18 protein-coding genes are annotated in these 23,337 nt (G+C 72.3%); 5 read left to right on the forward strand and 13 right to left on the reverse strand.

All coding sequences use genetic code 11. The features are described from left to right. Nucleotides 1–17: 17 nt before the first annotated feature. The 3 genes from F0P95_RS02695 to mgtE form a co-directional block, all read right to left on the reverse strand. Nucleotides 18–2,732 carry a bifunctional acetate--CoA ligase family protein/GNAT family N-acetyltransferase gene (locus tag F0P95_RS02695; protein ID WP_182335595.1) on the reverse strand — a complete coding sequence of 905 codons (2,715 nt, stop codon included), beginning with the start codon at nucleotides 2,730–2,732 and terminating at the stop codon, nucleotides 18–20. A 97-nt stretch (nucleotides 2,733–2,829) separates the two neighbouring features. After that, nucleotides 2,830–3,207 carry a helix-turn-helix domain-containing protein gene (locus tag F0P95_RS02700; protein WP_182335596.1) on the reverse strand — a complete coding sequence of 126 codons (378 nt, stop codon included), beginning with the start codon at nucleotides 3,205–3,207 and terminating at the stop codon, nucleotides 2,830–2,832. Between the two features lie 111 nt (nucleotides 3,208–3,318). After that, nucleotides 3,319–4,689: a magnesium transporter gene (mgtE, locus tag F0P95_RS02705; protein ID WP_182335597.1), complete on the reverse strand. Its 1,371-nt coding sequence runs from the start codon at nucleotides 4,687–4,689 to the stop codon at nucleotides 3,319–3,321. A gap of 342 nt (nucleotides 4,690–5,031) precedes the next feature. Between mgtE and F0P95_RS02710 the strand changes: the two genes are divergently transcribed. Further along, nucleotides 5,032–6,852: a monovalent cation:proton antiporter-2 (CPA2) family protein gene (locus tag F0P95_RS02710; RefSeq protein WP_182336708.1), complete on the forward strand. Its 1,821-nt coding sequence runs from the start codon at nucleotides 5,032–5,034 to the stop codon at nucleotides 6,850–6,852. A gap of 93 nt (nucleotides 6,853–6,945) precedes the next feature. On the opposite strand, the gene F0P95_RS02715 is transcribed toward F0P95_RS02710, so the two are convergent. Both F0P95_RS02715 and F0P95_RS02720 read right to left on the reverse strand, forming a co-directional pair. Then, nucleotides 6,946–10,272 carry an ankyrin repeat domain-containing protein gene (locus tag F0P95_RS02715; RefSeq protein ID WP_182335598.1) on the reverse strand — a complete coding sequence of 1,109 codons (3,327 nt, stop codon included), beginning with the start codon at nucleotides 10,270–10,272 and terminating at the stop codon, nucleotides 6,946–6,948. After that, nucleotides 10,265–10,540, reverse strand: coding sequence for a YcgL domain-containing protein (locus F0P95_RS02720; protein ID WP_182335599.1), 276 nt, complete (start codon nucleotides 10,538–10,540; stop codon nucleotides 10,265–10,267). Before F0P95_RS02720 ends, F0P95_RS02715 begins: the two co-directional genes overlap by 8 nt. A gap of 211 nt (nucleotides 10,541–10,751) precedes the next feature. On the opposite strand from F0P95_RS02720, the gene F0P95_RS02725 reads away from it, so the two are divergent. From F0P95_RS02725 to F0P95_RS02735, 3 genes are read left to right on the forward strand one after another with little or no spacing between them, the layout of a single operon-like run. Further along, nucleotides 10,752–11,975 (forward strand): beta-ketoacyl-[acyl-carrier-protein] synthase family protein, encoded by a 1,224-nt coding sequence (locus tag F0P95_RS02725; RefSeq protein ID WP_425515896.1) that lies wholly within the window; start codon nucleotides 10,752–10,754, stop codon nucleotides 11,973–11,975. A gap of 5 nt (nucleotides 11,976–11,980) precedes the next feature. Continuing rightward, nucleotides 11,981–12,769: a beta-ketoacyl synthase chain length factor gene (locus tag F0P95_RS02730; RefSeq protein ID WP_182335600.1), complete on the forward strand. Its 789-nt coding sequence runs from the start codon at nucleotides 11,981–11,983 to the stop codon at nucleotides 12,767–12,769. After that, the gene (locus tag F0P95_RS02735; protein ID WP_054668313.1) at nucleotides 12,762–13,547 is read left to right on the forward strand and encodes a glycosyltransferase family 2 protein; all 786 of its coding nucleotides are present in this window, start codon (nucleotides 12,762–12,764) and stop codon (nucleotides 13,545–13,547) included. Before F0P95_RS02730 ends, F0P95_RS02735 begins: the two co-directional genes overlap by 8 nt. A 37-nt stretch (nucleotides 13,548–13,584) precedes the next feature. Here the strand turns inward: F0P95_RS02735 and fabG are convergent, their stop codons facing one another. The 3 genes from fabG to F0P95_RS02750 form a co-directional block, all read right to left on the reverse strand. Beyond that, the gene (gene fabG, locus F0P95_RS02740) at nucleotides 13,585–14,322 is read right to left on the reverse strand and encodes a 3-oxoacyl-ACP reductase FabG (protein WP_182335601.1); all 738 of its coding nucleotides are present in this window, start codon (nucleotides 14,320–14,322) and stop codon (nucleotides 13,585–13,587) included. A gap of 117 nt (nucleotides 14,323–14,439) precedes the next feature. Then, complete coding sequence (locus tag F0P95_RS02745) at nucleotides 14,440–15,567, reverse strand: tyrosine-protein phosphatase (protein WP_182335602.1); 1,128 nt, start codon at nucleotides 15,565–15,567, stop codon at nucleotides 14,440–14,442. Nucleotides 15,568–15,587: 20 nt separating this feature from the next. Then, nucleotides 15,588–17,879 (reverse strand): TonB-dependent receptor, encoded by a 2,292-nt coding sequence (locus tag F0P95_RS02750; protein WP_182335603.1) that lies wholly within the window; start codon nucleotides 17,877–17,879, stop codon nucleotides 15,588–15,590. Nucleotides 17,880–18,012: 133 nt separating this feature from the next. Here F0P95_RS02750 and F0P95_RS02755 point away from each other — a divergent pair, with 133 nt between their 5' ends. Then, entirely contained in the window at nucleotides 18,013–18,642 is a 630-nt protein-coding gene (locus tag F0P95_RS02755) for a TetR/AcrR family transcriptional regulator (protein WP_182335604.1), read from the forward strand. Nucleotides 18,643–18,669: 27 nt separating this feature from the next. Here the strand turns inward: F0P95_RS02755 and F0P95_RS02760 are convergent, their stop codons facing one another. The 5 genes from F0P95_RS02760 to F0P95_RS02780 are packed head-to-tail and all read right to left on the reverse strand — an operon-like array spanning nucleotide 18,670 to nucleotide 23,319. Beyond that, complete coding sequence (locus tag F0P95_RS02760; protein ID WP_182335605.1) at nucleotides 18,670–19,119, reverse strand: hotdog family protein; 450 nt, start codon at nucleotides 19,117–19,119, stop codon at nucleotides 18,670–18,672. Then, nucleotides 19,106–21,445 (reverse strand): MMPL family transporter, encoded by a 2,340-nt coding sequence (locus tag F0P95_RS02765; RefSeq protein WP_232528744.1) that lies wholly within the window; start codon nucleotides 21,443–21,445, stop codon nucleotides 19,106–19,108. Before F0P95_RS02765 ends, F0P95_RS02760 begins: the two co-directional genes overlap by 14 nt. Further along, a complete protein-coding gene (locus F0P95_RS02770; protein ID WP_232528745.1) occupies nucleotides 21,442–22,062 on the reverse strand; it encodes a LolA-related protein in 621 nt (206 codons plus the stop codon). The genes F0P95_RS02765 and F0P95_RS02770 overlap by 4 nt, the downstream gene beginning before the upstream one ends. Next, nucleotides 22,046–23,026, reverse strand: coding sequence for a lysophospholipid acyltransferase family protein (locus F0P95_RS02775; RefSeq protein WP_182335607.1), 981 nt, complete (start codon nucleotides 23,024–23,026; stop codon nucleotides 22,046–22,048). The genes F0P95_RS02770 and F0P95_RS02775 overlap by 17 nt, the downstream gene beginning before the upstream one ends. Further along, nucleotides 23,023–23,319 (reverse strand): ApeI family dehydratase, encoded by a 297-nt coding sequence (locus tag F0P95_RS02780; protein ID WP_182335608.1) that lies wholly within the window; start codon nucleotides 23,317–23,319, stop codon nucleotides 23,023–23,025. Before F0P95_RS02780 ends, F0P95_RS02775 begins: the two co-directional genes overlap by 4 nt. Nucleotides 23,320–23,337: the final 18 nt, after the last annotated feature.

A 23,337-nucleotide genomic window follows, 5' to 3' on the forward strand; every position in this document is an offset into this window, starting at 1 on the left:
TGTCGCGCCGCCGGCGCTCAGCCGGTACCGTCGCCGCTGCAATGCACCGGCAGGGTGACGCTCATGATCGCCGGGTCGTCCGGGTCGGGCTTGACCTTGAAGCCGAGCGTGCGGCACATCGCCAGCATGGTGCTGTTCTCGCGCAGCACCTGGCCCTCGACCACGTTCAGGCCCTGCCAGCCGGCGTACTCGATCATGATCTGCATCAGCTTCCAGCCGATGCCGTGGCCCTTGAGGTCGGAGCGGATCAGGATGCCGTACTCGCCGCGGTCGTAGTCGGCGTCGGCGTGCAGGCGCACCGCGCCGAGCATGTCGCCGCTCTTCGGGTCGATGGCCACCAGCGCGATCGAGCGGGCGTAGTCGAGCTGGGTCAGGCGCGCGATGAACTCGTGGCTGAAGTGCTTGACCGACTGGAAGAAGCGCAGGCGCAGGTCGTCGTCGGTGACGCGGGCGAAGAACGCGCGGAACAGCGCGTCGTCCTCCGGCCGCACCGGGCGCACGAAGGCCCGCGCACCGTCGGACAGTTCGATGGTGCGTTCCCATTCGGTCGGATACGGGAAGATCGCGAAACGCGGATGGCCGCGGCCCTTGTGCAGCCGCCGCACCGGGGCGATGGCGATGCGCGCGTCCAGCGCCATCACCCCGTCGCGGTCGGCCAGCAGCGGGTTGAGGTCCAGGCCGCGGATCTCGGGGATGTCGGCGGCCAGCTGCGCCAGCTTGACCAGCACCAGCGCCACCGCGCGTTCGTCGGCGGCCGGCACGTCGCCGTAGGCCTTGAGGATGCGCGAGACCCGGGTGCGGCCGATCACCTCGTGCGCCAGGCGCAGGTCCAGCGGCGGCAGCGCCAGGGTCTTGTCGTCGATCACTTCCACCGCGGTGCCGCCGCGGCCGAACACCAGCACCGGCCCGAACACCGGATCGTCGGCGATGCCGGCGATCAGCTCGCGCGCCTTGGGCCGCACCAGGGTCTGCTGCAGCAGCACGCCCTCGATGCGCGCCTCCGGGCGCAGTTCGCGCGCGCGCTGCAGGATCGAGGTCGCCGCCATGTGCACCGCCTGCAGCGTGCCCAGGTTCAGGCGCACGCCATCGACGTCGGACTTGTGCGGGATGTCCGGCGACAGCACCTTGACCGCCACGGTCGCACCCCGCTCGAGCAGCGGCTGCGCCAGCTCCATCGCCTCGTGCGCGTCGCGCGCCACCATCACCGCCAGCGACGGAATGCCGTAGGCCTGCAGCAGGGCGTGCGTGGCCACCGGGTCCAGCCAGTGCTGGCCATGCGCCAGCGCCGACTCCACCAGCGCGCGCGCGGCCGCGGCGTCCACCACGAAATCGGCCGGCAGGCTCGGCGGCGTCTCCATCAGCGCCGCCTGCGCCTGGCGGTAGCGCACCAGGTGCTGGAATCCGCGCACCGCCTCGGCCTCGCTGGGATAGGTGGGCACCCGCGCGGTGTTGAGGGTGGCGGTGGCCTGCTCGTCGTTGCCCAGCCACACCGCGAACACCGGTTTGTCGCGCAGCTGCCGCGAGCGCAGCCCGAGGGTGCGGGTCAATGCCTGCGCCGCATCGGCCGACGAGGTGAACGCGGTGGGGACGTTGACCACCAGCAGCGCGTCGTTGGCCTCGTCGGCCAGCAGCGCCTCCACCGCGGCGGCGTAACGGTCGCCGCCGGCATCGACGATGATGTCCACTGGATTGTCGCGCGACCAGCCCTGCGGCAATGCCTGGTCCAGGTGCGCCACGGTGGCCGGCGACAGCGCCGCCAGGGTGCCGCCCAGGGCCTGCAGCTGGTCCACCGCCAGCCGGCCGATGCCGCCGCCGTTGCTGAGGATCGCCAGCCGGTTGCCCGGAAACGTGCCGAGCCGGCCCAGGGTCTCGGCGGCGGTGAACAGTTCGTCGAGCGCGTTCACCCGCAGCAGGCCGGCGCGGTTGAACGCCGCACCGTACACCGCATCGGATGCGGCCAGGGTCTGCGCATGGGTCTCGGCGCGCGCCCCGGCGCTGCGCGGCTGGCGCCCGGACTTGACCACCACCACCGGCTTGGCGCGCGCCGCCGCGCGCGCGGCCGACATGAACTTGCGGGCGTCGCTGATCTGGTCGACGTAGAGCAGGATCGCGCGGGTGCGGTAGTCGGCGGCGAAATAGTCGAGCAGGTCGCCGAAATCCACGTCCAGCGCATCGCCCAGCGACACCACCGCGGAGAACCCGATCGAACGCGCCACGCCCCATTCCACCAGCGCGGCAGCGATCGCGCTGGATTCGGAGATCAGCGCCAGGTCGCCGGCCTGCGGGGTATGCGCGGCGATGGAGGCGTTGAGCCGCGCGTGCGGCGCGATCACCCCCAGGCAGTGCGGGCCGAGGATGCGCATGCCCTTCGGCCGCGCCGCCGCCTCCACCTGCGCGGCCAGCGAGCCGGGGCCGCGGCCGAGCCCGGCGGTGAGGATGATGGCCGCGGCCACCCCCAGGTCGGCGGCGGCGGCCACCACCTGCGGCACCATCGCCGCCGGCGTGGTCACCACCACCAGGTCCGGTATCCACGGCAGGTCCTTGAGCCGCTTGACCGTGCGCATGCCGTCGATCTCGGCGTGGCGCGGGTTGACCCAGCCGATCTGCCCGGCGAAGCCGCCCGCGCGCAGGTTGCGCACCACCGCGCGCCCGGCCGAGCGCTCGCGCGGGCTGCCGCCGACCACGGCCACGGAACGGGGACGGAACACGGTCTGCAGGTGATAGGTGCTCATCGCGATGCCGGCAACGGGAACCCGGTCAAAGGTACACGCGTCGCGGTGCCCGCGGCATGAGCAGGATCAAGCGGCCGCGGCGGCCATGCCGCGGTCCTCAGCGCGTCAGCGAACGGCCCAGCACGCCGACCGAAACCAGCAGGATCGCGACGTAATCGACGACCCTCGGCGCCCCCAGCGTCGTGCCGGCGGCGAACACCAGCACGCCGGCCATGACCAGCAGCATCCACGGCTGCCAGCGGGCCGCGGCGACCGGGCCGGGACCGGGACCGGGACCGGGACCGGCGTCCAGCATCGCACTCACGTCGGTATCCAGCGCCGCCGCCAGGCAGACCCGGGTCTCGCGCGAGGCGACGCCGTCGGCCTCCACCCGCTGCACGGTCCGCAGGCCCAGGCCCGCGGCGGCGGCCAGCTGCTCCTGCGACCAGTGCCTGGCCTCGCGCAGGCGGCGGACGATCGACGGATTCAGTTTCATGTCCTGCTCCATGCTGTGGCACCTGTGCCGGGGAGCCACGACTGTAGGGCGCGCGGTCGATGATGCCACGCCAGCCGCGCGCCAGACGCCCGCCAACCGGCCGCCACCGCGCTACAGCAGCGTTCCGCCCAGGATCATCGCCGCGATGCTGAAGTAGATGACCAGGCCGGTGACGTCCACCAGGGTCGCCACGAACGGCGCCGAAGCGCTGGCCGGGTCGAAGCCCAGCCGCTTGAGCACGAACGGCAGCATCGACCCGGACAGCGAGCCGAAGGTGACGATGCCCACCAGCGCCGCGCCGATGGTCACCGCCAGCAGCTTCCAGTGCTCGCCGTAGTCGTGCAGGCCGGCCAGCTGCCAGACGCTGATGCGGAGGATGGCGAGCAGGCCGAGGATGGCGCCCAGCACCGCGCCGGTCGGCAGTTCGCGCAGTGCCACCTTCCACCAGTCGCGCAGGCGCAGTTCGTGCAGCGCCAGCGAGCGGATCAGCAGCGAGGTCGCCTGCGAGCCCGAGTTGCCGCCCGAGCTCATGATCAGCGGGATGAACAGCGTCAGCACCACCGCACGCGCCAGTTCGTCCTCGTAATGCTGCATCGCGCTGGCGGTGAGCATTTCGCCGAGGAACAGCACGCTCAGCCAGCCGGCGCGCTTCCTGATCATGTCGAAGAAGCCGATCTGCATGTAGGGACGGTCCAGCGCCTCGACGCCGCCGAACTTGTGCACGTCCTCGGTCGACTCGTCGATCAGGGCATCGAGGATGTCGTCCACGGTGACGATGCCGAGCATGCGCTGCTGCGCGTCGACCACCGGGATCGCCAGCAGGTCGTGGCGGCGGATCAGCTGCGCCACTTCCTCCTGGTCCAGTTCCGGGCCGACGCTCACCGGCGGGTTGACCTGCGCCACGTCGAGGATCGAGTCGGACGGCGCGCCGGTGATCAGCCGGCGCATGGTCACCACCTGCAGCAGTTGCCGGGTGCGCGGGTCGAGCACGTAGATCGCGTAGACCGTCTCGCGGGTGCGCTCGACCTCACGGATGTGCTGCAGCGTCCGCGCCACGGTCCAGTCGGCGGGAACGCTGACGAACTCGGTGGTCATCAGCGCGCCGGCGGTGTTGGGCGGGTAGCTGAGCAGCAGCTGGATCGAGCGGCGCGCCTCCGGGTCGAGCAGCGGGATCAGCCGCGCGCGCTGCGCCTCGTCGAGCTCATGGACGATGTCGGTGGCGCGGTCGTCGGCCATCAGCCCGAGCAGGGCGGCGGCCCGGGCCGGCGGCATCGACGCCACCAGCTCGCCGGCATGCTGCAGCTCCGGCGCTTCCAGCAGCTTGACCGCGCGCGGCAACGGCAATGCCGCCAGCACCGCGCCGGCAGCGGCCTGTTCGAGCTGGTTGAGATGGACCACCGCGTCGGCGGTGTTGAACTCGGCCAGGGGTGCGCCAAGGGCGCTGGCGTCCGCTGCCGGACGCAGGAGTTGCTTCTGGTTCATCGTGTTTCGCCTTGCCGACCGGGTCGGCTGCTGGGTTGCGGGCGCAACGCCGGCAGCGGCGAAACACCCACTCAGGCGTTGGCCGTCACCGACGTCGGACGAGATCGACTTCTACTGTCGCTGGGCATGGGTGGGACTCCGAAGGAAGTACCGCGCGGCACGGGCCGGCGGCTGCGCGAGTCTGCGACCGGCGCGCGGCGGGGTCAAGCGGCGTGCCGTGAAATTTTCCAAGGCCGCAGGCGCGCGGTACTCTTTCGTACAGGCACCCGCATGCGCCCGCCCCGGCCACGGCTCCGCCTTTCCCCTTCACTTTCCCCTTCACTTTCTCCGAGCGTGATCCCGATGCATGGCGGCGGTCTGGAACTGGCCCTGGTGCTGCTGTTGGCGGCCGTCATCGCCGTGCCGGTGTTCAAGCGCTTCGGGCTGGGCGCGGTGCTGGGCTATCTCGCCGCCGGCGTGGTGCTCGGCCCGCACGTGCTGGCGTTCGTGCACGACGCCGACCGCATCCTCAACGCCGCCGAGATCGGCGTGGTGATGCTGCTGTTCGTGATCGGGCTGGAGCTTTCGCCGTCGCGGCTGATGGTGATGCGGCGCACGGTGTTCGGCGGCGGCGCGCTGCAGGTGCTGGTCACCGCCGGAGTGCTCGGCGGGCTGTTGCTGCTCTACAACTTCCAGTGGAAGAGCGCGCTGGTGATCGGCACCGCGCTGGCGCTGTCCTCCACCGCCATCGGCCTGCAGCTGCTGTCCGAGCACAAGGCCCTGAACACGGACTACGGCCGGCTCGGCTTCGCCATCCTGCTGTTCCAGGACCTGGTCGCGATCCCGCTGCTGGCGGCGATCCCGCTGCTGGGCGGGATCCGCAACGAAACCCTGACCTGGCAGAACGTGACCACCGCCGTTGGCGCGCTGGCCGTGGTGATCCTGCTGGGCCGGCCGGTGCTGCGCCACCTGTTCGGCATGGTCGCGCGCACGCGCATGCCCGAGGTATTCACCGCCAGCGCGCTGCTGGTGGTGCTGGGCACGGCGTGGCTGATGCAGACGGCCGGGCTGAGCCCCAGCCTGGGCGCGTTCCTGGCCGGCGTGCTGCTGGCCGACTCCGAGTTCCGCCACGAGATCGAGTCGCAGATCGAGCCGTTCAAGGGCCTGCTGCTGGGGCTGTTCTTCATCGCCGTGGGCATGAGCATCGACCTGGCGCGCATCGCCGCCGAGCCGACCGTGATCGCCATCGGCGTCGGTGTGCTGCTGGCGGTCAAGTTCGGCCTGCTGGTGCTGATCGGCCTGGCCGCGCGGATGCCGCTGCGCAGCGCGCTGATGCTGGGCAGCGTGCTGTGGCTGGGCGGCGAGTTCGCCTTCGTCGTGTTCAACGAGGCCGAGCGCGTCAACCTGCTGGGGCGCATCAACCATGACAGGCTGGTGGCCATCGTCAGCCTGTCGATGGCGTTGACCCCGCTGCTGATGATCGGGCTCAAGCAGCTGGTGCGGCCGCGCGCCCCGAACCTGGGCCCGGAACGCGCCCCGGACAACATGAACGACGCCCAGGCCCAGCATCCGCAGGTACTGATCGCCGGCATGGGCCGCTTCGGCCAGATCGTCGCGCGCCTGCTCACCGCGCAGCGCATCCCGTTCGTCGCGCTGGAAGCCGACCCGGGCACGGTGGAAGACCTGCGCCGCTTCGGCAACCACCTCTATTACGGCGATCCCACCCGCCCCGACCTGCTGCGCGCGGCCGGCGGCGACCAGATCCGGGTGTTCGTGATGGCCATGGACGACCCGGATACCAACCTGCGCGCGGTGCGGCTGGTACGCAGGCTGTACCCGCACGCCAAGGTGCTGGCACGCGCACGCAACCGCCAACACGCATGGAAACTGATGGACATGTCGGCCGAGCCGTTCCGCGAAGTGTTCGGCTCCAGCCTGGAAATCAGCGAACGGGTGCTGACCGCGCTGGGCATCGCCGAGAACACCGCGCGCGAGCACGTGCGCCGTTTCCGCGAGCATGACGAGAAGCTGCTCAAGGCCCAGCACCTGGTCTACGACGACGAAGCGGCGGTGATGCAGACCTCGCGCGACGCGCGCGCCGACCTGATGCACCTGTTCGAGGCCGACGCCGGCGACGACGAGGACGGCGGTTCGCCGCAGCGGCCGACGGCGAACCGCGAGTGACGCGCGCACGCGGCACCGGCGGCGGTTGAAGCTACCGCATCGCTGCGGCATCCGGCAGCGGCAGCTGCCGGCAGGTGCGGAAGGCGACCGCGGTCAGCCGCGGTCGCGCAGGAACCGGGCCATCGACGAGACGCCCGGCACCGCCGGTTCGAACTCGCCGGCCACGTCGATGAAGCCGCGCATGACCGCGATCTCGCGCGGGCTGCGGCCCAGCGCGTCGCGCAGCTCGGGGTCGGCGCCGGCGCGCAGCAGGCGCTGCACCAGCAACGGCAGGCCATGCAGCGCGGCCAGGTGCAGCGGGCCGAAGCCACGCGGATCGCGCACGTCCAGCGCCACGTCTTCGTCGAGCAGGCGTTCGACCGCGGCCAGCACCACGTGCTCGTCGCAGGCGGTGCCCGGCTCGGCGCGCGCGCCCAGCAGCAGCAGCAACGGGGTGACCGTACCGGCCGAGGCCTGGTCCGGCTCGGCGCCGGCCAGCAGCAGGGTGTCGAGCAGCGCCAGCAGCCGCGTGCGGTCGCGCGCGGTGAACCCGTAGAGCGCGGCGCAGTGCAGCGGCGCCAGCTGCTGGTCGTCGCCGGCATGCACGTCGGCGCCGGCGGTCAGCAGCTTGGCGGCGATGTCCGGCAGCCCCAGCGCCGCGGCCAGCATCAGCACGGTGACGCCGCCCGGCAGGCGGTGGTCGATGCGCGCACCGGCGTCGAGCAGGGCGGTGACGATCGCGGCCTGGCGCATGCTCACCGCCGCCGACAGCGGCGTGGCACCGCTGGCGGCCGCGTGCTGCGGGTCGGCACCGCGCGCCAGCAGCAGGTCCACCGTGGCCACGTGCCCGCCACCGGCCGCACGCAGCAGGCCGGTGCAGCCCTGGGCATCGACCGCATCCACCGGCAGCCCGAGTTCGACCAGGCGGCGCACCGCGTCGGCGTCGCCGGCCATCGCCGCGGCCGGCACGTCGGATTCGCGCAGCGCGCGCAGCGGCAACGGCCAGCCGCGCCAGTCCAGCCAGTCGGCCAGGTCGCGGCGGCCACTGGACAGGGCCACGCCGAGCGGCGTCTGCCCGTCGGCGGCGCGGGCGTCCGGCGAGGCGCCATGCATCACCAGTTGTTTCAGCGAGGCCTCACGCGCAAGCGCGGTGGCCAGGTGCAGCGCGGTCATGCCGTGGCTGTCGCGCGCCTCGCGGTCGACCCCATGCACCAGCAGCCAGTGCTGCACCTTCAGCCAGCCCAGGCGTACCGCCAGCGCCAGCGGCGGATCGCCGGCGGGCGATGCGCCGAACGGGTCGGCGCCCTGGTCGAGCAGCTCCAGCACGAACTGCTCGGTACCGCGCGAGCCCTGGTCGTGCTGCACGCAGGCAGCCAGCAGGCGCCCCAGGCCGCCGCGGCCGGCGGGCGAAACCCCGTGCCGCAGCAGTACCTGCAGCGTGGGAATGGCATCCACGCCGCGCGCCAGCAGCGCGAACATCGGCGTGTCGCCGCAGGCATCGAGCACCTCGGCATCGGCACCGTGCGCCAGCAGCCAGTCGACCACGCGCGGCTGCAGCGCCAGCTCCACGTCGTGCAGCAGCGTGCCCAGTTCCCGGGCCGAGCACAGCCGTGCCAGCGGTGCCATGCCCTCGGTGTTGCCGAAGGCCAGCGCCTCGCGCAGCAGCGCCAGCGGCGGGCGGTCGCTGAGCTGCGGCGGCGCGGCCGCGCCATCGCCGGCATCGCCGCCGGCAAGCGCGTCGCTGACCGCGGCCGGCAGCGGATACGCCGGATCCAGCAGCGAGACGATGCTCCAGCGGCCGGCGGCGGCGGCATGGTCGATGGCACGGCGGCCATCGGCGGCAACCACATCGGCGGCGATGCCCAGCTCCAGCAGGCGGCGCACCAGCGCCGCGGTCACGTTCTCGGCGCGGCAGGCCAGCAGCACGGCATTGCAGCCCTCGCCGTCGACCGCGGTGACATCGGGTTTGTGCGCGAGCAGGCGTTCGAGCACGCCGGCATGGCCATGCGCGGCAGCGTCCAGCCATGGCGTGCGGCCGGCGGCATCGCGCGGCTCGACATTGGCGCCGGCCGCGAGCAGCGCATCGACGATGTCGCCGTGGCCGGCCGCGGCGGCCTCGTGCAGCGCGCTGCGGCGGCGGCGGTCGCGCGCGTCCAGCCGTGCCTTGTGCTTGAGCAGCAGTTGCACGCCGGCGGCATCGTCGTCTTCGGTGGCGGCGGCGGGAATCAGCACCGGTACGCCATCGGCGGGTTCGACCCGGGCGCCGCGTTCGAGCAGGAACCGCGCCAGCCGCCAGTTGCCGGCCTGGCAGGCCACCGCCAGCGGGCTGTGGCCTTCATGGTTGAGCGCGTCGATCTCGGCGGCGGCATCGCGCAGCAGCGCGGCCACGCCGGGGTCGGAACTGCGTGCGGCGTGGTGCAGCGGGGTGTTGCCGTCGGCGTCGGTGGCGCGCGGATCGGCGCCGTTGGCCAGCAGGGTCATCACCGCCTCGGGGCGGCCATGCCAGCTGTCGCGGGTCGCCGCCAGCAGCGGGGTCATGCCGCGATGGGCCAGGTTCACGTCCACGCCCCGGCCGATCAGTGCGCGCAGCAGGCGCAGGTCGGGCAGCACCGCGGCCAGCACCACCAGGCTGCGCTGGTCGCGCGAATCGGCCGGCGGCGGCGCGTGCGGATCGGCGCCGGCATCGAGCAGCTGCAGGGCGCGGTCGACGCGCCCGGCGCGCGCGGCCTCGTACAGCTGCGGCACCCATTCGTGCTGCGCCATCGGCTCCAGCGGTGCCGGTTCGGCCAGGGCCTCGGCGAACGGATCGAAGGCCTGCACCGCCACGACCGGCGCGGCCGGCGCCGCGGCCGGCAGCGCCTGCAGCGCGGCGTGCAGCAGCGGCGAAAGCAGGGCGACGGCGATGGCCAGCGGCCAGCGCAGGCTGTCGCCGACCAGGCCCGGCCAGGCCGGCGCGACCACCGCCGCGCACAGCAGGCACAGCACCAGCGCCGCGCCGACGCCATGCCAGGAATCCATGGCCCGCGAGGACAGTGCCTGTCCCTGCGCGCGCAGGGTGCCGCCCTCGCGTTCCAGCGCCTGCCACAGCGGCCAGGTGCGCCACAGCGCCGCCACCGCGATGCTCAGCGCCACGCACAGGGCCAGTACCGCCTGCAGGCTGCCGCTGTCGTGCAGCGCCGCCAGCGGCCAGGACACCAGCAATGCCAGCAGCAGCGTGCCGGCGGTCCACACCGCAAGCAGGCCCGGCAGGTCCTGCCGTGGCAGCGCGGACAGCGGCGCTGGGGCACGCGTGCGCCGCCACCACGCCACCGCCAGCGCGAACGCGGGCTGCGCCAGCAGGCCGCACGCGGCGGCCACCACGCCACCGAACCCGGTAGCGAGCGCGAGCAGCGCGCCGAGCGCCAGCGCGCCGAAGGCACGGGTACGGCGGGCGTCAGTCATCGCGGCCGTCGATGCGGGCGATCTTCACCGGCGCCAGGGGCTGCGGTGGCAGCTGCAGATGGAACCCGTGCGCGGCCAGGTTGTCACGCACCAGCGCGGCGTCGGCCTGGGCCAGCCGCCGTTCCGGGGTCAGCGCGACTTCCAGCACGAACGCGAACGGCGCCAGGGCGGCGCCGAGCGTGGCCGGGATCGCGTCGAAGTCGTCGCGCTTGGCAAGGTAGACGTAGGTGTCCTGCTTGCGTTGGCTTTTGTAGACGTAGGCTTGCATGCCCGCGGGCGTTGCCCTGCTTGGGAATGCAGGGGATTGTGTCGGAAACCCGACGCCGGTGAAAGGCATTGCCGTACGCCGTCGTCCGCATCTTTGCCGGGGCTTCATTCATTTTCATCAAGAAATGCGCACGCCATCACCCTGCCGGGACACCGTACGGTGGACGGGCGCCCCGATATACTCGCGCCCCGCCCAATGCCCGGAAGACCGCGTGACCGCCGCCTCGCCACCGCGCCTGCTCCCGCTGAACATCCTCGCGCACAGCGCCACCACCGCGCTGGGCGCCGGGCTGGATGCGCAGCGCCAGGCGCTGGCGCACGGCCGCAGCGGCCTGCGCCGCAACGATTTCGGCGCCGACCCGCTGGACTGCTGGATCGGCCGCGTCGACGGCGTGGAGGAGGTGGCGCTGCCGCCGGCACTGGCCGGCCTGGAATGCCGGAACAACGCATTGGCGTGGCTGGCGCTGCAGCAGGACGGCCTGCTCGACGCCGTGGCCGCGGTCGTCGCCCGCCACGGCGCCCGCCGCGTGGCGGTGGTGATGGGCACCTCCACTTCCGCCATCGGCGCCACCGAGGAGGCGTACGCGCGCCTGCACACCGACAGCGCCGGCGTGGCGCATTTCCCGCCGGAGCTGCAGCGCCCGCGCATCCACACCCCGCATGCGCTGGGCGATTTCGTCCGCGCCGCCACCGGGCTGCGCGGCCCCTGCGTGACCGTGGCCACCGCCTGCTCGTCGAGCGCCAAGGTGTTCGCGCAGGCTGCGCGGCTGATCCATGCCGGCTTCGCCGATGCCGCCCTGGTCGGTGGGGTCGATACCCTGTGCGGCAGCGTGCTGTTCGGCTTCCACTCGCTGCAGCTGGTCGCCACTGCGCCGTGCCAGCCGTTCGACGCGCGCCGCAGCGGGCTGTCGCTGGGCGAGGCCGGCGGCTATGCGGTGCTGGAGCGCGCCGGCGCCGGCCCGGAGACCGCGCTGCAGCTGAGCGGCTACGGCGAATCCAGCGACGCCCACCACATGTCGGCGCCGCATCCGCAGGGGCTGGGCGCGCGCCTGGCGATGCAGCAGGCGCTGCACAGCGCCGGACTCGATCCCGCGCAGCTGGGATATCTCAACCTGCACGGCACCTCGACCCCGGCCAACGACGGCATCGAGGCCACCGCAGTGGCGGCGCTGTTCCCGCCGTCGCTGCATGCCAGCTCGACCAAGGGCTGGACCGGCCACACCCTGGGCGCGGCCGGCATCGTCGAGTCGGTGTTCGCGCTGCTGGCCTTGTCCGACGGACTGCTGCCGGGCACGCTCAACAGCACGGTTCCCGATCCGGCCTGCGGGCCGCAGATCCGGTTCGACAATGCGCAGGCGGATATCCGCCATGCGATGAACAACTCTTTCGGCTTCGGCGGCAACAACTGCTCGCTGGTGTTCGGCAAGGTGGGATGAGGCGCATGCGCGAAGCGGTCGTCGAAGGCATCGGATTCTGGGGCAGCGGGTTGCCCGACTGGGACGCGGCGTGCGCCTGGGCACGGGCGGGCGTGCAGCCGGCGCAGGTGCCGGCGCGGCCTGCGCCGATGCTGCTGGCCGCCAACGAGCGCCGCCGCGCACCGGCCACCGTCGCAGTGGCGCTGGAAGCGGCACTCGCCGCCTGCGAGGCGGCCGGGCGCGAAGCGGCCGAGTTGCCGTCGGTGTTCACCTCCACCCATGGCGAGATGTCGATCAGCGACTACATGTGCACGACGCTGGCCAGCGACCCGCGCGCGGTATCGCCGACCCGCTTCCACAACTCGGTGCACAACGCCGCCGCCGGGTACTGGACCATCGGCACCGGCGCGCACGTACCGGCCACCGCGATCAGCGCCGGCCGCGCCAGCTTCGCGCAGGGCCTGGTCGAGGCGATGGCGCAGCTGGCCGCCGGCAGCGAGGCGGTGCTGCTGGTCGCCTACGACGGCCCGGCGTGCGGGCCGCTCGGCGAAGTGGCCCCCAGCGAAGGCCTGCTCGGCGTCGCCCTGGTGCTGTCGCGCACGCCCTGCGCCGGGCTGCCGACGCTGCGCGTGGCGCTGGAGCCCTGCGCCGGCACCGACGCCGCCGATGATGCCGGGCCGCTGTCGCGGCGGCTGGCCGGCAATGCGATGCAGCCGGCGTTGCCGTTGCTGGAGGCGCTGGCGCTGGAACGCACGCAGGTGTTGCTGCCGGCCAGCCCGGACCTGGCGCTGCGGATCGACATCGGCCATGGCTGATTCCCGCATGTTGCGCCCGGACGACGTGGCGGTGGTGATCCCGGCGCTCAACGAAGCGCTGCGCATCCGCGAGGTCGTGAGCGGCGCGCTCGCGTTCTGCCCGCATGTGATCGTGGTCGACGACGGCTCCGACGACGGCACCGTCGAGTGCATCGCCGACCTGCCGGTCACCGTGCTGCGCCACGCGCGCCGCGGCGGCAAGGGCCAGGCGCTGCGCAGCGGGTTCGCCGAAGCCGTGCGGCGTGGCCTGCGCGGCGTGCTGACCATGGACGGCGACGGCCAGCACGCGGCGACCGACCTGCCACGGCTGCTGGCCAGCGCCAACCGCCACCCCGGCTGCATCATCATCGGCGCGCGGCTGCGCAAGCGCGCCTCGCAGCCGCTGCTGCGGCGCCTGGCCAACGAGTTCGGCGACTGGGGCGTGGCCTGGGGTACGCACTACCAGGTCGCCGACAGCCAGAGCGGGCAGCGCTTCTACCCGGCCGGGGTGATCGCCATGCGCGACGTGCCCGGCGAGGACTTCGTGTTCGAGGCGCAGGTGCTGATCTCGGCGGCACGGCAACTGGGCACGCGCTGCGTGTCGGTGCCGATCGAATCGCGCTACCGCAGCGCCGACCGCGACGAGTGCTTCCGCCCCAGCCACTTCCGCCCGCTGCGCGACCTCACCCGGATCACCGTGCACATCGTGCGGCTGGCGCTGCGCCACGGCGACGTGCGCAGGGTCCACCGCAGCATCCGCGCCAACCCGCCGCTCATCGACGACACCCCGAGCGGGTGAGCCGCGCCGCCGGCCGCTGGCTGCATCCGCCGGCGGCTCAGCCCATGCCGCCGTTGATGCCGATCACCTGGCCGTTGATGTAACCGGCGTCGTCGCTGCACAGGAACGCCACCAGCGCCGCCACTTCCTCCGGGCGGCCCGCGCGTGCGGCCGGTACGGTCTGCCTGATCAGCTCCGGCGGAAACGCATCGCCGGCCATCCGGCCTTCGATCACGCCCGGGGCGACGACATTGACGCTGATGCCGCGGCTGGCCATCTCCCGCGCCAGCGACTTCGAGGCGCCGTGCAGCGCCGCCTTGGCCGCCGCGTAGTTGGTCTGGCCACGGTTGCCGAGCACCGCCGCCACCGACGAGACGCTGACGATGCGGCCCCAGCGCGTGCGCGCCATCGGCAGCAGCAGCGGCTGGGTGACGTGGAAGAAACCGTGCAGCGACACGTCGATCACCCGCCGCCAGCGCGCCGCGTCCATGCCGGCCATCGGCGCGTCGTCGTGCACCCCGGCGTTGTTGACCACGATCTGGATCGGGCCGTCGGCCAGCAGGCCGTCCAGCGCCGCCGCGGTGGCCTCGCCGTCGGCCACGTCGAAGGCAACCGCCTGCGCACTGCCCCCGGCGGCGGCGATCTCCGCGGCCACGGCCTGCGCGCGCGCCAGGTTGCCGTTGGCATGCACGATCACGTGCGCGCCGGCCGCTGCCAGCCGCCGGCAGATCGCCCCGCCCAGGTCGCCACTGCCGCCGGTCACCAGCGCGCGTCGTTTGTTGTCGATGTCGGCCATGCCGGTGTTCCACTTCCGCTGCGAGCGCGCAGCCTGTCGCAAAGCGGCGGGCAGGGCAAGCCGGCGCGGACGCCCCCGGCGCCGCGCGCACGGGCGGAGGCATCGATGCAGCCGCGGTCAGCGCGCGGCGGTCCCGGTCGATGCCGGTGCCGGCTCTAGGTAGAGCGCGCGCAGCCGCGCCCGGTCGGCGGCGCCGACCCCGAGCTGCTGTTCCAGGTAGGCATCGATCGATCCATGGTCGGCACGGATCTGGTCGAAGGCGGCGCTGAGGTACATCGGATCGGTGCCCATCAGCGCACGCAGCGCCGGCTCGGGCAGGCGCGACAACGCGCTCATGCCCGGGTCCTGCGTGCCGGAGGCATCCATGCGCGTACGCAGGCGCTGCAGGCTGGGCACGCGCTGGCTCATCGCGTAGTCGTTGACCACCACGTCCGGGGCCACGCCCAGCGCGGTCAGTACCAGTGCGGCGAGCAGGCCGGTCCGGTCCTTGCCGGCGCTGCAGTTGAACAGCAGTCCGTCGCCCTGCTTGAGCACGTCGAACGCCTCGCGGTAGCGCGCGGCGAACGCGGCCGGCATCTGCCGGTAGAAGGCGGCCATCAACCGCAGCGCGGTTTCCTGCGGGTCGCCGCCCATGGCGAAGGCGCCTGCGAACGCCTTCACGTCGAAGTCCTGCTGGTAATCCCAGGCGATGTAGCGCCCGCCGCGGGCGATGCGCCCGGCCTGCGTCGGCGAATGGCTGCGCTCGCGGCTGTCGCGCAGGTCGCAGATGGCCGTGATGCCCAGCCGCTGCAGGTAGGCATAGTCGCTGTCGGTCAGGTCGGCCATGACCCCGCTGCGGTACAGCCGGCCCCAGCGCACGCTGCGGCCATCATCGGTGCGGTAGCCGCCCAGGTCGCGGAAGTTCACCCCGCCCTGCAGCGGCAGCACGCGCTCGCCCAGGGTGGTCTCGTTGCCCCTGTTGTCGCCGATCCACACGTAGGGACGTACCCCGCTGGCGTGCTCCAGTTCGACGCGACCGGCACTGCCGGCCACGTCATCGCGCAGCGTGGCGCCGTCCACCGGCTTGCCCGGCGCGGCGGCCAGGCCGACGTCCAGCTTCTCGGCAGGCACCAGCGCACCGCTCCAGACCACGGCGATACGCGTCGGCGAAAGGCGTTCGATCTGCACGTCGGCCGGCAGGCGGGCGTGCGCGGCGGCGGCGAGCGAGGCCAGGGCAAGCGCCAGGGCGGTTTTCCTGCATTGCATGGGGTGGGTTCTCCCGTCGGTCAGAAGCGGATGCTGATTTCCGCGCCGAAGGTGCGCGGGTCGTTGAAAATGCCGTAGCTGCCCAGCGAGGTGCTGCTGCTCTTGTAGAACAGGTGTTGCTCGTCGAGCAGGTTGCGCGACCACAACGCGAACTCGGCGGTCGCGCCGGTGCCGTTGAGCGGCACGTCGATCAGCGCGACGCGCGCATTGACCACGAACGAGCTGTCGGTGAGCGTCTGCTCGATTTCGCTGGTGTAGAAGCCGTCGGACCAGTTGCCATCGACATGGAACTTCAGCGCCGCGGCGCCGAGCGGCAGCAGGTAGTCCACCGCCAGGCTGCCGGCGTTCTTCGGCGCGTACAGCGGCAACACGGTCACCACCGGGTTACCCTCCACATAGGGATTGGGTGCCTGCAGCGCGCCGATGTCGGTGTAGGCGTAGTTCAGGCTGAGCGTCAGGTAGTCCAGCGGCACGATGTTCAGCTCCACTTCCGCGCCGCGCGAGGTGCCGGTGGTGGTGGCATTGGTGGTGTCGGAAACCGTACGGCTCTGCCCCGGCGCCAGCGGCAGGTAGAAATCCATCTGCTTGTTCTCGATGCGCGAATCGAACAGCGCCAGGTTCAGCCGCGCGCGGTTGTCCCAGAACTGCGATTTCAGGCCGAGCTCGAACGCGCTCACTTCCTCCGGCGCGAAGGCGCGGTAGCTGAACGAGCGCGAGTTGGCGCCGCCGGCCTTGAAGCCGGTGCTGTAGCGCAGGTAGACCATCACGTCCCTGCCCAGGTCGTAGGCGATGTTGACCATCGGGTCGAAACGGCTCCACTTGCCGTCGAAGGCCAGGTCCGACGGCGCGTCGTTCAGGGTGCGCAGCACGCCTTCCTTCTCGTCGCGGGTCCAGCGGCCACCCGCGGTCAGGTGCAGCCTGTCGAACGCGGCCGGCGTCCACGTCGCCTGGCCGAAGATGCCCAGGCTGTCGGTCCACGCCTTGCTGGCGCGGTCGATGCGGACCTTGCCCAGGTCCAGCGGCGCGTTGATCACCGTGTAGCCGCTGCCGTCGGCGTTCCAGCGCAGGGTGTTGGGCGTCTGCGCGTTGTCGGCCACCGCTTCCCTGTAGTAGAACGCGCCCACCGCGTATTCCAGGGTGTCGGTGTTGCCGATCAGCTGCAGTTCCTCGCTGTACTGGTGCTGCCACAGCTGGGCCAGGCTGTAGCGTCCGAACTCGCCATTGGGCGCGAAGGTGGAGATCACATCGACCAGGCCCTGGTCGAACTGGCTCTGCCGCAGCTCGCGGTACGCGCTGATCGATTTCAGCTGCAGCGCGTCCGACAGCATCCAGTCCATCACCAGCAGGTGTCCGTCGGTCTTGCCGACGCTGTCTTCCTGCGGGCCGCCGAAGATGGATCCGTCGCGGCGCCCGGTCGACGCGCCTTCGCGCTGCGCCTGGCTGGCATACGGGCCGGCCACCAACAGTTGCGCGTGGTATGGCGTGGTCGCGTCGTAGGAGTAGTCGTAGGCATAGGTCGCCTGGAAGTCGGCGCTGGGCTGCCACAACGTGGTGAAGCGCAGGCCGCGCTTGTCGTAGGCGTTGAAGTCGCGCTGGCCACGCATCGGGTTGTCGGTGGTGCCGCCGCGCGCGTCGAGCACGCCGTCCAGCTTGAAGCTGAAATCGCCCACGCGCGGAAGGTCCAGGTGCGCGCCGGCGTTGTAGCCGCCGTAGTTGGACACGCCGGCGGTCGCCTTCAGGCCGAATTCGCCGGTCGGCTGGCGGGTGATCACGCTGATCGCCCCGCCCTCGGTGTTGCGCCCGAACAGCGTGCCCTGCGGGCCCTTCAGCACTTCGATCCGCTCCACGTCGTACAGCGCCATGCCCAGGCCCTGCGAGCGGCCCAGGAACACGCCGTCCACGTACACGCCGACGCCGGCGTCGCGTGCCGGCTGGTTGGCATCGCCCGAGGCACCGATGCCGCGCATGCCGATGTTCAGCGCCGAGGAGCGGGTGGCGAACGGCGCCACCCGCAGCGAAGGCACCGAACCGTCGGCCAGGCTGGCCAGCGAGATCGCATGGCGGTCGGCCAGCGCTTCGGCACCGACCACCGATACCGAAATCGGCGTTTCCTGCAGGTTGGTCTCGCGCTTCTGCGCGCTGACCACCACCGAATCCAGGGTGGTGGCCGCCATCGCTTCGAGGCCGGCGGCGGGCGCGTCTTCCGGGCGCTCGTCGGCGAACGCCGGCAGCGCCGCCGAGGCAACGGCCAACAGCACCGCGGCACGGGTATGCAGCACGCCGGCCACCGCTCGTGAAAGAGGATGGGTCATGGTCTGGGTACTCGTCGTAGGTAGGAGGCGCGACGGATTCTGGTGGCCGGAAATGACAGGTGAATGACCGTTCACCTGTCATGGATTCGGTTACCCTGCGCGGCCAGAACCCTCCCAGGGCCATGCAGAACCGATGAGTCCGACCGCACGTCCGGCCGCCAGGCCGCCCTCCGAGTACGCGCAACAGCAACGCCGCCGCATCCTCGAGGCCGCGCGCAGGTGCTGCATCGGCAATGGGCTGGAAGCCACCTCGATGGCCGACATCGCCACCGAAGCGGGAATCAGCATCAGCCTGCTGTACCGGTATTTCGCCAACAAGCGCGCCATCATCCTGGCGATGGTGCAGATGCAGCTGGACGAGGACCGGCAGGGCCTGGACAAGGTGCCGGTCACCTCCGACTTCGTCGGTGAACTCATCACCGCCTACGCGGCGTGGGGCCGCGGCGCGCCGGACATGCGGCATGCCGGTCTGCTGTCGGAGATCAGCGCGCTGGGGTTGCGCGACGCGCAGGTGGCGGAGGTCCTGAACCGCTTCGAGCGCGAATCGTGCGAAGACCTGGTGCAGTGGCTGCAGCGCCGGGCCGATGCCCGTGGCGTGGCCCTCGACCCGGAAGACGCGGCGCTGCGCGCGGTGTTCATGCGCTGCTTCATCAACGGCCTGGCCGTGCATGCGATCCACGATCCGCACATGGACACCGCGCGGCTGCGCACGCTGCTGACACGGGCCCTGGCGCTGGGCCTGGGCGACGACGCGCGCGACTGAGGCACGACCGCCGCGCCCGCGGCTGGGTCAGTCCTGTCCGGGAAGTGGCCCCGGCTGCAGCATCACCGCGGCCCGGCCTGCGGCCAGCACGCGGCTGCCATGGGTGATGCGGAAGCCGTACTGCTGGCTGCTTTCGGCCTCGGCCAGCACCTGTGCGGTCGCCTCGATGGCGCCATCGAGATCGTCGATGCGTGCCACGTGCAGCTGCACGTCGCGCAGCGCCACCAGCACCCCGGGCACCACCGCGCCGCCGCGCTGGCGCGCACGCAGGCCGCCATGCACCGCCATCGCCTGGGCGCCGTACTCGCACAGGTGGATCGCGCGCAACCGGCCGTCGCTGCGCAGCGGATGCGCCGGGTCGCGGTGGTTGCGCGCGCGCAGGACGATGTCCGTGGCGGTCCACGCCAGCACTTCGTCCCACAGGCACATGTCGCCCTGGTGCGGCACCAGCTGCAGGATGTCCTCACGCGCCAGCATCGGCGGCCTCCTGCCAGGGATGGCGCGATATCAGCAGCGCCAGCACGAAGTTGCACACCACGCCCAGCGCCACCGTGGTGCCGATCGCACGCAGCACCGGGATCGAGGACAGCCCGAGCAGGCTGAACACCAGCAGCGTCATCGCGCTGCACACCAGCAGCCCGTGCAGGGTACGCAGCTGGTCGTCGAGGCTGTCGCCGGCGTGCTCGAAGAACAGGCCGTAGTCCAGGCCCAGGCCGGCGGCGAGGATCAACCCGATCAGGTGGAACAGGTTCAGTTCGACGCCGCTGGCGCGCAGCAGCGCCAGCACCACCAGCGTGGTCAGCAGCATCGGCAGCAGCACCCGCAGCGCGCGCCGCGGCGAGCGCAGCGCCGCCCACACCGTGGCCGACAACAGCAGCACCGCCACCGCCAGCGCCATCAGCACGCGGCCGCGATACTCGGCCACCAGCGATTCGGAGGCATGCTTCAGGTCCAGCAGTTCGGCGCCATGCAGGCGCGCGCTGGTGGCCACCGCGGCCACGTCGTGCAGTCCGCTCAGCGACACCAGCGCGGTGGCGTGGCCATGGCCCTGCAGCAGCAGGCCATCGACCGCGGTGGCCAGTGGCGTGCCGTGCAGGTCCTGCGGCTGCAGCGCCGGCGCGCCGCGGGCACGCTGCACGTCGGCGATGAACGGCTCGAAGGCGTCATCGCGGAACGGGGTTGCGGCCACCGCCGCGGCCAGCGCGCCGCGCAGCGCGGCTTCGTCCGGCAACCGCAGTTGCCGCTGGCGCTGCAGCGCGGCGCTGGGCAGGTAGCGCGCGGCCATGTCGTAGCGGTCCAGCGCACCGTCGGCGACCAGTTGCTCCAGCACCGGCCGCAGGCCTTCGCTGGCGGCCAGCGCCGCCTGCGCATCGGCGCCCCGCACGGTGATCACGTAGCGCACGTCGGGCGCGCCGAGTTCGCCGCGCAGCTGCGCATCGCGCTGCAGGTCGGCCGGATCCACCGGCGTCAGCTTGCCCAGGTCGTTCTGCCAGAACGGCCCCGGCGCCCACACCAGCACCGCCAGCGCCGCCACCGCCAGTACCGCCAGCGACCGGCGTGGGCGCGGCAGCCGCCGGGTATGGCGCCACAGCCGCGCCAGCCGCGCCGAATCGGCGAAGTCGCGGGTGGCCGGGTCGACCAGCGCCGGCAGCAGGTAACGCGTGGCCAGCGCCGCGGTGGCCAGCGCGGTGATGGTGAACACCGACAACTGCTTCAGGCCATCGACACCGGAGAACAGGAAAGTGAGGTAGGCGATGCAGGTGGCGACCACCCCGGTGCCCAGGGTCGGCCACAGCGCGCGCACGTTGTCCCACGGCGAACGGCCGGGGCGTTCGTGGCTGAAGAAATGGATCGGGTAATCCTGCACCACGCCGATCAGGGTGAACCCGAAGGCGATGGTGATGCCGTGCACGCCGTCGAAGGCCAGCGCCACCGCCGACAGCCCGGCCAGGCCGGCGCTGGCCAGCGGCAGGAAACCCAGGATCGGCATCTTCCAGCTGCGGTAGGCGATCCACAGCAGCAGGATCATGCCGAGCGTGTCGATGGTGCCGATGGTGCCGGCCTCGCGCGCGGTGCGGTTGCCGATCTTCACCGAGAACGCGCCCGGCCCGCTCATCTCCAGGCGGCTGCCGCTGTCGCCGGCGATGCCCGCGAACGCGGCCGTGATGGTGTCCACCGCCTGCTGCTGCGCGCCGGGATCGAACCCGGCCGCGCGCGTCTGCACCAGCAGCAGCGCCTGGTGGCCGCTGCGGTCGAACCAGACCTCGTCGATGCGCTGCGGCGCGTTGGCCGGTTGCAGCGCCTCGGCCACGCGCAGTACCTGCAACGTGGGATCGGACGGCAGCAGCGGCTCGACCAGCGCCCCCGCCGGCGAGCCCAGGTCCTGCAGCCGTGCCTGCAGTTCCTCGCCCAGGCGATCGGCGCTGAACGCATCGGCGGGCAGCGCGTCGATCAGGTAGCGATAGGGCAGCAGCCGCTCGGGGAAGGCCTCCAGCCCGGCCTGGCCGCCATTGGCGACCAGCTCGAACTGCGGGTCGTCCGCCAGCGCCTGGTGCAGTTGCCGCGACTGCTCGGCCAGTTGTTCCGGCGCGGCACCGGACAGCGCCAGCAGCAGCAGGCGCGCGCCCGGGCCTTCGCCCAGTTCGTCGAGCAGCAGCCTCTGTGCCGGGGTGCGCGCATCGGGCATGAACTTGCGCAGGTCGCCGCTGACCTGCATGCGCCCGCTCAGCCAGGCGGTGAGCAGGCCCAGCAGCAGCAACCAGGTGATCGCCAGGCCGATGCGCAGGCGCGGGGTCAGCTTCAACGCCGGCTCCCGTCCGGGCCCGGAGCGGCGACGGAACCGGCCTGCGCGCCGTCATGGCACAGCGCGGCCAGCGCATCGGCCTGGCGCACGCCATCGGCGGCAGTGGCCGCCGCGCCCAGCAGGGTACGCTGCAGTTCGCCCCGCGCCGGCTGCGTTTCGATGCAGCGCAGCTCGCCGTCGCGCCCCCGCAGCGTCACCGCACGCACCCGCGCCGCCAGCGCCTGGGCCTTGGGCGTGAGCACCAGCTGCCAGCGCTGCGCGGTGCCCGATGCCTGCAGGCGGTAGGCCTGTTCGAGCGCGGCCAGGTCGCCGGACAGCAGCGCGCCGAAGCTGGCCTGCAGGTCCGACAGCTCCGGCACGCGCTGCAGCGAGAACACCCGCGGCGGCTTGCCGGCGCGGGCGATGCTGACCTTGCCATCGGCGATCGTGGTGGTTTCGGCATAGGGCACGCGCACTTCGCGCACCAGCGTGGCCGTGTCAGGGCGGCGGTAGCGGCCCTCGACCCGCAACGGTTCCTTCAGCAGCGCCGAGCCGCGCAGCTCGACGAAGCCGGTCTGGCTGGGCGCCGGCTGCGCCAACCGGCGCAGGATCCACCCCGCGTCAACGTCGGCCGCCATCGCCGGCGCGCTGGCCCAGGCGGCCAGCAGCGCCGCTGCCGTCAGGCGGCGCAGGAAGTGAGGCTTGGGAATGCCAGAAATCATAGAAATTGAACCAGTTCCAGGGAGCGCCGCGCAGGTGGTGTTCGAGCCTGCCGGCATAACGGTGAACCAGCGCCGACAGAGCCTCGGCCCGCTGCGCGCGTGGCACGTCGACCGCGGTCGCGAACGGCTCGAACAGCAGATCGTAGCGGTTGCCGCCGCGGTACAGGCCGAAGGCCAGCATCACCGGCGCCTTGAGCACGCTGGCGATCAGCCACGGTGCGGTCGGGAACGGTGCCGGCGCGCCCAGCAGCGGCGCGGCCAGCGCGGTTTCGCCCGGCCGCGCACGGTCCACCAGCAACGCCACCATCGCCCCTTCCTGCAGCGCCTGCTGGATCGCCAGCACCACCGCCGGCCCGCCCTGCCCGGCATCGATGATGCCCGCGGCCAGGCCGGGGTCGAGCTCGGCCAGCAGTTCGGTGATGGCGGCATTGTGGCCACGGTCCAGCAGCACGCGCAGTTTCAGGTCCGGCCGTTGCCGGCCCAGCGCGCGCAGCGCGTCGAAGCTGCCCAGGTGCGAGCCGAACAGCAGCACGCCGCGGCCTTCGTCCAGCCGCGCAAGCAGCTCGCCGGTGCCTTCGGTGCGGATGTCGAACAGGTCCATGCGCCCGCCGAGCAGGAACACCCGGTCGAGGATGGTGGCGGCGAAGGTGTGGATGTGGCGCGCCACGTCGCGCAGCCGGGCGCGGCGGCCCAGCACGCGGCCGAGGTAGGCGCGCGAGGCGCGGCGCTCGCTGGCGCGTACCAGCAGGAAGTAACCGGTGATCGGATACAGGCAGAGCCGGGCGACGCCGCGCCCGCCATGGCGGGCGATGGCCGCGATCAGGCGGATCGCGGCGCGGCCACCGCCCTCGGGGCGGCGCTTCCAGTCGGCATCGCTCATGCCGCCGGTCCGCCGCCGGCCACCAGCTCACCGCGTGCAAGCAGTTCGTCGCCACGCCACACCCGGAACTTCCAGTGCGGCGCACCGCCGTCCAGTTCGATCCGTGCCTCCTGCCCGGGCAGCAGCGGCGCCATGAACTTCACCTGCGGCAGGCGCAGCGCGCCCAGCGGTCCCCCGGCCGCGGCCTCGACGGCGCGCAGGACCTGTTCCAGCACCACCACACCCGGCACCAGCGGCCGCCCCGGGAAATGGCCGGGCAGGCAGGGATGGTCGGGACGGATGCTGAACTGCATGGCAGGGTGGGTGGCGGC

Source organism: Stenotrophomonas acidaminiphila (assembly GCF_014109845.1).
Lineage (GTDB): Bacteria > Pseudomonadota > Gammaproteobacteria > Xanthomonadales > Xanthomonadaceae > Stenotrophomonas > Stenotrophomonas acidaminiphila.

Coding starts and splice junctions, on each gene's coding strand:
- F0P95_RS02695 (WP_182335595.1), bottom strand. CDS start 2,732: ATGAGCACCTATCACCTGCAGACCGTGTTCCGTCCCCGTTCCGTGGCC.
- F0P95_RS02700 (WP_182335596.1), bottom strand. CDS start 3,207: ATGAAACTGAATCCGTCGATCGTCCGCCGCCTGCGCGAGGCCAGGCAC.
- mgtE (WP_182335597.1), bottom strand. CDS start 4,689: ATGAACCAGAAGCAACTCCTGCGTCCGGCAGCGGACGCCAGCGCCCTT.
- F0P95_RS02710 (WP_182336708.1), top strand. CDS start 5,032: ATGCATGGCGGCGGTCTGGAACTGGCCCTGGTGCTGCTGTTGGCGGCC.
- F0P95_RS02715 (WP_182335598.1), bottom strand. CDS start 10,272: ATGACTGACGCCCGCCGTACCCGTGCCTTCGGCGCGCTGGCGCTCGGC.
- F0P95_RS02720 (WP_182335599.1), bottom strand. CDS start 10,540: ATGCAAGCCTACGTCTACAAAAGCCAACGCAAGCAGGACACCTACGTC.
- F0P95_RS02730 (WP_182335600.1), top strand. CDS start 11,981: ATGCGCGAAGCGGTCGTCGAAGGCATCGGATTCTGGGGCAGCGGGTTG.
- F0P95_RS02735 (WP_054668313.1), top strand. CDS start 12,762: ATGGCTGATTCCCGCATGTTGCGCCCGGACGACGTGGCGGTGGTGATC.
- fabG (WP_182335601.1), bottom strand. CDS start 14,322: ATGGCCGACATCGACAACAAACGACGCGCGCTGGTGACCGGCGGCAGT.
- F0P95_RS02745 (WP_182335602.1), bottom strand. CDS start 15,567: ATGCAATGCAGGAAAACCGCCCTGGCGCTTGCCCTGGCCTCGCTCGCC.
- F0P95_RS02750 (WP_182335603.1), bottom strand. CDS start 17,879: ATGACCCATCCTCTTTCACGAGCGGTGGCCGGCGTGCTGCATACCCGT.
- F0P95_RS02755 (WP_182335604.1), top strand. CDS start 18,013: ATGAGTCCGACCGCACGTCCGGCCGCCAGGCCGCCCTCCGAGTACGCG.
- F0P95_RS02760 (WP_182335605.1), bottom strand. CDS start 19,119: ATGCTGGCGCGTGAGGACATCCTGCAGCTGGTGCCGCACCAGGGCGAC.
- F0P95_RS02770 (WP_232528745.1), bottom strand. CDS start 22,062: ATGGCGGCCGACGTTGACGCGGGGTGGATCCTGCGCCGGTTGGCGCAG.
- F0P95_RS02775 (WP_182335607.1), bottom strand. CDS start 23,026: ATGAGCGATGCCGACTGGAAGCGCCGCCCCGAGGGCGGTGGCCGCGCC.
- F0P95_RS02780 (WP_182335608.1), bottom strand. CDS start 23,319: ATGCAGTTCAGCATCCGTCCCGACCATCCCTGCCTGCCCGGCCATTTC.